This window comes from Micromonospora sp. NPDC049799 (assembly GCF_040656655.1).
Classification (GTDB): Bacteria; Actinomycetota; Actinomycetes; order Mycobacteriales; family Micromonosporaceae; genus Micromonospora.
In genome coordinates this window covers 1-7,748 of the sequence record NZ_JBFAMU010000239.1, presented here as the reverse complement: position 1 = coordinate 7,748, position 7,748 = coordinate 1, and the positions used below count along the sequence as shown (strand labels likewise).

Here is a 7,748-nt window from a genome sequence, read left to right as displayed (position 1 = left end):
AGCCTTCCGTTACCCGCCGACACATCGACATCGTTGCCGGCGTGCGGTAAGACAGTATGGGGCGTTTCACACCACTGATAGCGTCCTGACGCCGCTCGGCCGTCACCGGGCTCGCCGACGCCGCCGACGAGCAGGTGGCCGCCGCCGACTCGCTCGACGAGCGGGTGCGGGCCGCGTACCGGGGGGCGCACCGGACGGTCGAGCAGGGGCTCTCCGACGGCCGGCTCCTCCGTGGCGAGGTGCTCGCCCGCTGGCAGGAGTTCGTCGGCACCGGCGAGTTGTTCCGGACGCTGGAGGCGCGCATCGGCCGCTTCCGGGACCGCGTCGTCGCCGCCGTGACCGGCCGGCCCGCCCCCGCCGCCGAGCTGCGCACGGCGATCGAGTCGCAGCTGGTGACCCTGCTGCGCGGGGTCTCCTCGGAGGCCGCGGAGAACGCGTACACCGGATGGAAGGCGCACCCCGCGGGTGCGGCACTGCTCGACCCCGACCTCGCCCACCCCTCCGCCGACCTGCCCGAGCGGGCCGAGCGGCTGGTCCGCGACTGGCAGCGCGGAGTCCTGGAGCTGGTCTCGGTCGAGGGGGGCGACAAGCGCTTCGTGGCCCGCACCGCCGCGTACGCGGTGAACGCCACCGGGCTGGCCGTGATGGTGGCGGTGTTCGCGTCGACCGCCTTCATCCCGACCGGGCTGGAGGTCGCCACCGGAGCCGGCACGACGGTCGCCGCGCAGGCCGTGCTCCAGGCGATCTTCGGCGACCAGGCCGTGCGTACGCTGGCCAACAAGGCCCGGACCGACCTGCTCGCCCGCGTGCGGACGCTGCTGGACGACGAGGCCGCGCGCTACCTGGAACGGACGGAGGCCGCGCGACCGGCCGCGGACGTCGCCGGGTCCCTGCGCCGCGCCGCCGACCAGGTCGAGCTGGCCCGGCACCGCAGCGGCTTCGCCGAGGCCGCCACGGCGGCCCGGACACCGCCCGCCGACGAGGAAGGGCTCCAGTGAGCAACATCGTCGGACGCATGCGCGAGGCGTTCCGCGGCGAGCAGCGGGTGGACGCGGATGCGCTGGTCGAGCGCCTTCAGGCGGTACGCCGGTTCCTCACCCTGGTCGACGGGCACCTGCCGGACACGCCGCTGGTGCCGGCGCACACCCTCGTCGAACGGGCCGGCACCCGGCTCGCGCTCTCCCGCGACCACACCGTGGTGGCGCTCGCCGGCGCGACCGGCAGTGGCAAGTCCAGCCTGTTCAACGCCCTCGCCCGGATGGAGCTGTCTCCGGTCGGGGTGCGCCGCCCCACCACCGGCGTCACCCACGCCTGCGTCTGGGGGCCGCTCGACGGCGGCAACCGGCTGCTCGACTGGGTCGGCGTGCTGCCCCGCCACAGGTTCGTCCGGGAGAGCGCGCTGGACGGCGACGACGAGTCGGCGATGCACGGCCTGATCCTGCTCGACCTGCCCGACTTCGACTCGGTGCAGCGGTCCCACCGGCTGGAGGTGGACCGTCTCCTCGGGCTCGTCGACCTGGTGGTCTGGGTGGTCGACCCGCAGAAGTACGCGGACCGCGTGATCCACACCAGCTACCTGCGCGAGTTCCACCGGCACCGGGACGTGACGCTGGTCGTGCTCAACCAGGCCGACCGGCTGCCCCCGCCCGAGCTGCCCCGGGTGCTGGCCGACCTGCGCCGGCTGCTCGACGCCGACGGGCTGGACGGCGTACCGCTGCTGGCCACCACCGCCGTCGACCCGGACGGCATGACCGGGCTCCGGGAGGCGCTGGAGCGTACGGTCGCCGAACGGCAGGCCGCCCTGCGGCGCCTGGCGGGCGACGTCGACAGCGTGGTGGCGGGCCTCGGTGACCTGGTGGGCAGCGCCGAGCCACCCACCCGACCGGACGACGCCACCGTCGCCGGGCTGCACCGGGCGCTGTCCGGAGCGGCGGGCGTACCGGCGGTCGGTGACGCGGTCGAGCGCGCGTACCGGCACCGCGGCGGTGCCGCCACCGGCTGGCCGCTGGTGCGGGGCTGGCGGCGACTCCGACCCGATCCCCTGCGCCGCCTGCACCTGCCGGGCCCTGCCGGCGACGCCGCCGATCCGGCGGAGAGCCTGGTCTCCGCGACCAGCGTGCCCGACCCGACCGCCGCGCAGCGCTCCGCGCTCGGGCTGGCCATCCGGGCGGTCGCCGACCGCGCCGGAGAGCCCCTGCCCGGGGCCTGGCCGGGCGCGGTCACCAGCGCCGCCCGCTCCCGCCTCGCCGACCTGCCGGACGCGCTGGACCGCGCGATCGCCGGCACCGACCTGGGAATGGACCACCGGCCGATCTGGTGGCGGCTCGTCGGCGCACTGCAGTGGCTGGTCACCCTCGCCGCGGTGGTCGGGCTCGGCTGGCTGGCCCTCGGGTACGCGCTGCGCGTCCTCGGGCTGCCCGACCTGGACAATCCGACCGTGGGCGTGGTGCCGCTGCCGACCCTGCTGCTGCTCGGCGGCCTGCTCGCCGGCCTGCTCGTGGCGGCGCTGACCCGGCCGGTCGTCCGCTGGGCGGCCCGCCGTGCCCGGCGGCGGGCGGAACGACGGCTCACCGCCGCGGTCGCCGACGTCGGCGAGGAGTACGTCCTGCGCCCGGTGCGGGAGGTGCTCGGCACCTACGCCGAGGCGCGGCTCGCCCTGCGGGACGCCGCACGCCGCTGACGCCGTACCGGGCGGCTGCGCTGTCCCGGGGGCGGCGGCGACGTAGGGTCGGTGGATGGGAACGCCTGAGACCCCGTACGACGCGGTGCTGCACGCCGCCCGGGACGTGGCCAAGCTCGACAACGCCCTGGACGCCGAGATGCTCGGCGCGGCGTTGCTCGGCAGCGTCTACGCCGTCGCCGAGACCGGGCGGGAGGTCGCCGTCCGGCAGTTCGTGGCGAACTTCCTCGCCGCCACCGCCCGCCGCCGCACCGCGTCGGCGACCACCATCCGCTCCGTCTTCGCCGCACTGGTGCCCGACGCCGTGGGCGCCGACCGGGTCCGTCCCGGCGCCACCGCACCAGCCTGGTCGGGCCAGCTCGGGCGGGTCCGTCTGACCGGCTGCTGGGCCTACGGCGACGTGTACGGCGACCAGACCTCCTACCTGGCGACCTTCGCGTACGACGACGTGGCCGGAGGGCCGGAGCACGCGCTGGTCGCCCTCGTCGACCACAACATCGGGATCACCAAGGACGTGTTCGTGGGCGGACCCGCCGCCCGGGTGATCGACCAGGTGCGGCAGATGTGCTCGGAGGACGACCTGACCTGGTTCCGCGAGGAGGAGCCGGCCCGGATGCGCACCGAGGTGGGTCGCCACCTCGCCGTCACCGACGATCTCAGCGAGCTTCCCGGCGAGGGCTCGCTGGCCACCGACCGGGCGTTGGTCGGGGCCCGGCTGGCCCTGCTGCCACCCGGCCGCACCGAGGCCGTGCGGGCGTACGAGCCGCTCACCGCCGCCGAACGTACGGACCTGGTCCGGCGCTTCCTCGCCGCCCCGGAGGCGGCCCGCTTCGGCCTGGACACCATCGACGGCGCCGAACTGGCCTCGCTGCACTTCTGCATCAGCCTGCTGCTGGACCACGCGGCGACCTTCACCGACCCCGACCCGATGCGGTGGAGCCCCACCGTCTCCGGCCTGTTCCTGCTCGACTGGGTGCACCGGCGGGCCGTACTGGACATGGACGACGCCGCCCTGCTGCCCCGGGTGCTGCGGGGCTGGGCCGCGTACGCCTCCCGCAAGCGGGGCCTGTCCGAGCAGGCCGCCGCGCAGACGGACGCCGCGATCGAGGAGATGGTGCCGGAGTTCGCCCGCCTCTACACCACCGGTGAGCGGCGCAGCCCCGCCACCGCCGCCGTCGCCCAACTGATGGCCGACGGCGTCGACCCGGACGACCCGGCGGCGCTGGACGCATGGATCGAGGCGAACCGCCACCGCCTGGCCGACGACGGCGCCTGACGCTCGCCGCCAAGCGTCAGGAAGGGCCCCTTGCTCTGCCGGAGGTGTTAAGCGGGGGCCCTTCCTTACGCCTCCACGAGGGTGAGACGGCGCGGGGCGACGGAGACGGTGAGCCGTTGGCCCCAGGCCGGGGTGAGACGGTCGGACTCCAGGCCGTCGGCGAAGACCACCAGTCCGTCGGACTCGGCGGTGAGTTCCAGGTGGTCGTCCCGGTCCAGGCGGCCGGCGGTCAGCTCGACCCCGGTCACCGGGGAGGGCCACGCCTCCCGGACGAACCAGCACAGCGCCTCCTCCTCCGGGGCGGGCGGTCGCGGCGCGCCCGGACGGTCGCGTGCGATGGACGCGCACCAGCCGGTCGCCCCCGTACCGCTGCCGACGACCACCCCGGAGGAGGAGTGCCGTTCCCGCCGCGCCCGCCCCCCGACGGGCGCGGTGAGCTGGTAGCGGGCGGACTGGTGGGAGACGTGCCCGACGTACACCTCGTTGAGGCCGACCAGCTCCTGGCCGTCGTCGAGCACGGCCCGGACCATCGTGCGGGCCCGGGTCGACGCCGCGCCCGCGACGACCGCCGGCAGCAGACCGGCGAGCGCCGGGGCGGCGAAGCGGACCAGCACGCCGGCGTTGCGTCCGGGCTCCGGGTCGACGCCGACGACCGGCTGGCCGGTCAGGTACTTCGCGACGTTCGCGACCAGGCCGTCCGGCCCGACGGCGACCACGACGTCCTCCGGTCCGAAGAGGAACCGGGGCAGGTCGGCCCGGTCGACCGCGCCCCGCCGCCAGTCGGCCGGGACGGCCCCGGCGACCGTGGTCAGCGCGGCGTGCAGGGCCTCGTGCCGGGCCACGACCTCGTCGAGGTCGCGTCCGCGCTCCCGCAGGTACCACGCGGCCGCCGCCCGGGTGCCGTGCCGGCCCAGCAGCTCGTCCAGCTCGCTGCGCCGGCTCACCACCACGACCCGCGGGGGCAGGGTGCTCATCGCGCCGGAACCAGCCGGGCGAGCAGGTCGCTCACCAGGTCGGGGGTGACGGTGACCTGGCCGATCTGCGGCAACTGCCCGGCCAGCTCCCGGACGGTGAGGGCGCGCAGCACCTCGGGCGGCAGCTCGGCGTACGCGGCCAGCTTCGCCGCCTCCGCCTCGGCCTCCGCGTGCCCGACCGTCCGTACCCGGTCGGCGGTCGCGCCGGCGAGGACACGTTCCTTCTCGGCCTCGGCGCCGGCCAGCACCCGGGCCCGTTCGGCGGCGGCGGCATTGGCGACCTTCTCCCGTTCGGCCTTGCCCTGGGCGGTGGCGAGTTCGGCGGCGGCGTCCAGCTCCGCCCGGCGGCGGGAGTTCGCGCCGTGCTGCTCGACGAGCTGCTGCTCCCGCCGGGCCAGTTCGATCTTGTTCTGGAGTTCGTTCTCGGCGATGGACCGCTCCTGCTCGACGGCCTGGGCCCGGCGGGCGTACGTGGCGCGGTCGGCCTGGACCTGGACCGCCTCCCGGGTGGGCGTCTGCAGGGCACGCTCCAGCTCCGGCTCGGGGCGGACGGCGACGACCCGCGCGCTGACCACCGCGACCCCGATGTCGGCGAGCCGCGCCTCGGCGGCCAGGGCGGTGGAGACCGCCTCCCGGACCGGCGCGACGGTGGTCAGCGCCTCGGCGAGCGGCACCCGGGCGAGCAGGTCGAGCGCGGGTTGCTGGGCCAGCTCGGCGAGGAGGGTGGCGACCTGGTCGAGCGGGCGGGAGCGGGCCCTGCCGGTGCGCGGGTCGACGGAGAAGTCGAGGCGGGCGGCGGCCAGGGCCGGGTCGGCCACCCGGTAGGTGACCGTGGCCTGCACGGTGATGTCGGCGAAGTCGCCGGTGCGGGCGTGGAAGAGCAGCGGCAGCTCCCGGTCGTCCACCGGCACCTCGCTGAGGACGGCGTGCAGCGGCCGGTACCAGAAGGACTGGCCGGTCCCCTCCCGCCGTACCCGCCCGCCCACGTGCAACCGCACCCAGCTGGTCGGCGTCCCGCGCAGGTGGCGCAGGAAGAGTCGTCTGGTCACGTCAGCCATGTCGTTCCTCCCCTTTGTCGTCGCAGTGACGATAAACCCTCTGCTAGATTCTCGTCAAGGTGGTGATAAAGAGATGGCCGAATACCCGCCCTTCGCGGTGACCGTCGACCTGGTGGTGCTGACCGTCCGGGCGTCGGATCTGAGCGTCCTGCTCGTACGGCGTGGCGTCCCCCCGTACGAGGGACGGTGGGCGTTGCCCGGCGGCTTCGTCGGCATCGACGAGGACCTGCCCGACGCCGCCGTCCGCGAGCTGACCGAGGAGACCGGGCTCGCCGAGCCGGCCGGTCACCTGGAGCAGCTCGGCACGTACGGCCGACCGGGCCGGGACCCACGCGGCCGGGTGGTGACCGTGGCCTGGCTGGCGCTGCTACCGGACCTGCGCGCCCCCGTCGCCGGCACCGACGCCGCGTCCGCGGACTGGCTGCCGGTCTCCCGGCTCACCCCCGGCCAGCTCGCCTTCGACCACGACGGGATCCTCGCGGACGGGGTGGAGCGGGCCCGCGCCAAGCTGGAGTACACGCCGCTTGCCGCCGCCTTCTGCCCGCCGGAGTTCACCGTGGCGCAGCTCCGGGCGGTCTACGAGACGGTCTGGGGCACGCGACTCGACCCGCGCAACTTCCACCGCAAGGTGACCGGCACAGCCGGATTCGTCGAGCCGGTCGGGCGGTCCACCGAGGGCGATCGGGGACGACCCGCGCAGCTCTTCCGGCGCGGCCCGGCACCCCTGCTGCACCCCCCGATGCTCCGCCCCGACCGCTGACGAGGCCGACCGACCGTCAGTGGAGGCCGACGAAGACCACCGCCGCCACCAGGGCACCGAGCGCGCCGCCGGCGAGGACCTGCGGCACGGTGTGGTCGCGCAGGCGTACGCGGGACCAGCCGACCAGGGCGAGCAGCGGCGCGGTCGCCGCCAGGAGCGGCCCGAACGTCACGACCAGGACCACCACCGATCCGGCGGCGACCGCGGTGTGGATCGACATCTTCCACCAGTGGCTCACCGCCACGGCGACGATCAGGCCGACCGCTCCGGCCGCCGCCAGCGCCAGCACCGGACGGGGTGCGTCGAGCGCCGCGAGCAGGGCCGTACCGGCGGCCACCGAGCAGAGGCCGACCAGCAGCGGAACCCGCCGCTGCTCGCGCAGGCCGACGTGGTGGTCGGTGAGGCGACCGCGTCGCACGCCGCCGAGGATGTACGCGAACGGGATCCCGCTGACGAAGAGCGTGGCGAGCAGCCCCCAGGCGAGGCCGTCCACGCTGCCCCGGGCGCTGTGCCACCCCACGGCGACCGTGAGGACCGAGACCAGGACGGCGGGCGCGGTCAGCTCGGTGACCAGACGGGCCAGCCGCAAGGCCGGCCCGCGTGGCGGTGCGGTCGCCGCGGGCGCCCGGTCACCCGGGCCCGTACCGTCCGCTCCGCTCAGCGCCCCACCCCTGCTCCGCCCCGGACCACCGTCCGGGGCCGCTCGTCACCGTCCACCCGCTCTCACCTCGGGCCGACCGCCACCGTACCGGCCGATGCCGACGCGGTCGGGCCGATCGAGGTGGTGATCGGTGTGGGGGTCGGCTCGGGAGGCGTCCCGGTCACGGTCGGCGCCGCCGTCGGGGTCGGATGCGACGGTGGCGCGGTCGCGGTGGGACCGGCGGTCGGCGCCGGGTCCGACGGCGGCAGAGGGAGGGGGCTGGTCGGCGCCACCGACACCGTCGGTCCGGCGGTCGGCGAGGGCGTCGGCGTGGGAGAACGGAAGAGCGGCGGGGAGGGA

At 75.9% G+C, this 7,748-nt stretch carries 6 protein-coding genes and 2 pseudogenes; 5 read left to right on the top strand and 3 right to left on the bottom strand.

The features are described from left to right. Positions 1 to 107: 107 nt before the first annotated feature. From AB0I76_RS18235 to AB0I76_RS18225, 3 genes and pseudogenes are all read left to right on the top strand, one after another. Positions 108 to 998 (top strand): annotated as a pseudogene (locus AB0I76_RS18235) (ABC transporter); the annotation flags it as partial. A gap of 17 nt (positions 999 to 1,015) precedes the next feature. Beyond that, complete coding sequence (locus AB0I76_RS18230) at positions 1,016 to 2,680, top strand: GTPase (protein ID WP_357036490.1); 1,665 nt, start codon at positions 1,016 to 1,018, stop codon at positions 2,678 to 2,680. Positions 2,681 to 2,735: 55 nt separating this feature from the next. After that, entirely contained in the window at positions 2,736 to 3,956 is a 1,221-nt protein-coding gene (locus AB0I76_RS18225) for a hypothetical protein (protein WP_357036487.1), read from the top strand. Between the two features lie 65 nt (positions 3,957 to 4,021). Here AB0I76_RS18225 and AB0I76_RS18220 read toward each other — a convergent pair whose 3' ends face one another. Both AB0I76_RS18220 and AB0I76_RS18215 read right to left on the bottom strand, forming a co-directional pair. Next, positions 4,022 to 4,930, bottom strand: a complete 909-nt coding sequence (locus tag AB0I76_RS18220; protein WP_357036485.1) for a hypothetical protein — start codon at positions 4,928 to 4,930, stop codon at positions 4,022 to 4,024. Continuing rightward, on the bottom strand, positions 4,927 to 5,988 hold the full coding sequence (locus AB0I76_RS18215; RefSeq protein ID WP_357036482.1) for an SPFH domain-containing protein: 1,062 nt from the start codon (positions 5,986 to 5,988) through the stop codon (positions 4,927 to 4,929). Before AB0I76_RS18215 ends, AB0I76_RS18220 begins: the two co-directional genes overlap by 4 nt. Positions 5,989 to 6,061: 73 nt before the next feature. Here AB0I76_RS18215 and AB0I76_RS18210 point away from each other — a divergent pair, with 73 nt between their 5' ends. Continuing rightward, positions 6,062 to 6,748, top strand: a complete 687-nt coding sequence (locus AB0I76_RS18210; RefSeq protein WP_357036479.1) for an NUDIX domain-containing protein — start codon at positions 6,062 to 6,064, stop codon at positions 6,746 to 6,748. Between the two features lie 16 nt (positions 6,749 to 6,764). On the opposite strand, the gene AB0I76_RS18205 is transcribed toward AB0I76_RS18210, so the two are convergent. Further along, positions 6,765 to 7,337, bottom strand: coding sequence for a phosphatase PAP2 family protein (locus AB0I76_RS18205; RefSeq protein ID WP_357036476.1), 573 nt, complete (start codon positions 7,335 to 7,337; stop codon positions 6,765 to 6,767). 195 nt (positions 7,338 to 7,532) lie between these two features. Here AB0I76_RS18205 and AB0I76_RS18200 point away from each other — a divergent pair. Continuing rightward, positions 7,533 to 7,748: pseudogene (locus AB0I76_RS18200) on the top strand (hypothetical protein); the annotation flags it as partial.

Excerpts from the sequence above, each read along its gene's own strand:
- AB0I76_RS18215 (WP_357036482.1), bottom strand. The coding sequence starts at position 5,988 with ATGGCTGACGTGACCAGACGACTCTTCCTGCGCCACCTGCGCGGGACG.
- AB0I76_RS18210 (WP_357036479.1), top strand. The coding sequence starts at position 6,062 with ATGGCCGAATACCCGCCCTTCGCGGTGACCGTCGACCTGGTGGTGCTG.
- AB0I76_RS18225 (WP_357036487.1), top strand. The coding sequence starts at position 2,736 with ATGGGAACGCCTGAGACCCCGTACGACGCGGTGCTGCACGCCGCCCGG.
- AB0I76_RS18230 (WP_357036490.1), top strand. The coding sequence starts at position 1,016 with ATGCGCGAGGCGTTCCGCGGCGAGCAGCGGGTGGACGCGGATGCGCTG.
- AB0I76_RS18220 (WP_357036485.1), bottom strand. The coding sequence starts at position 4,930 with ATGAGCACCCTGCCCCCGCGGGTCGTGGTGGTGAGCCGGCGCAGCGAG.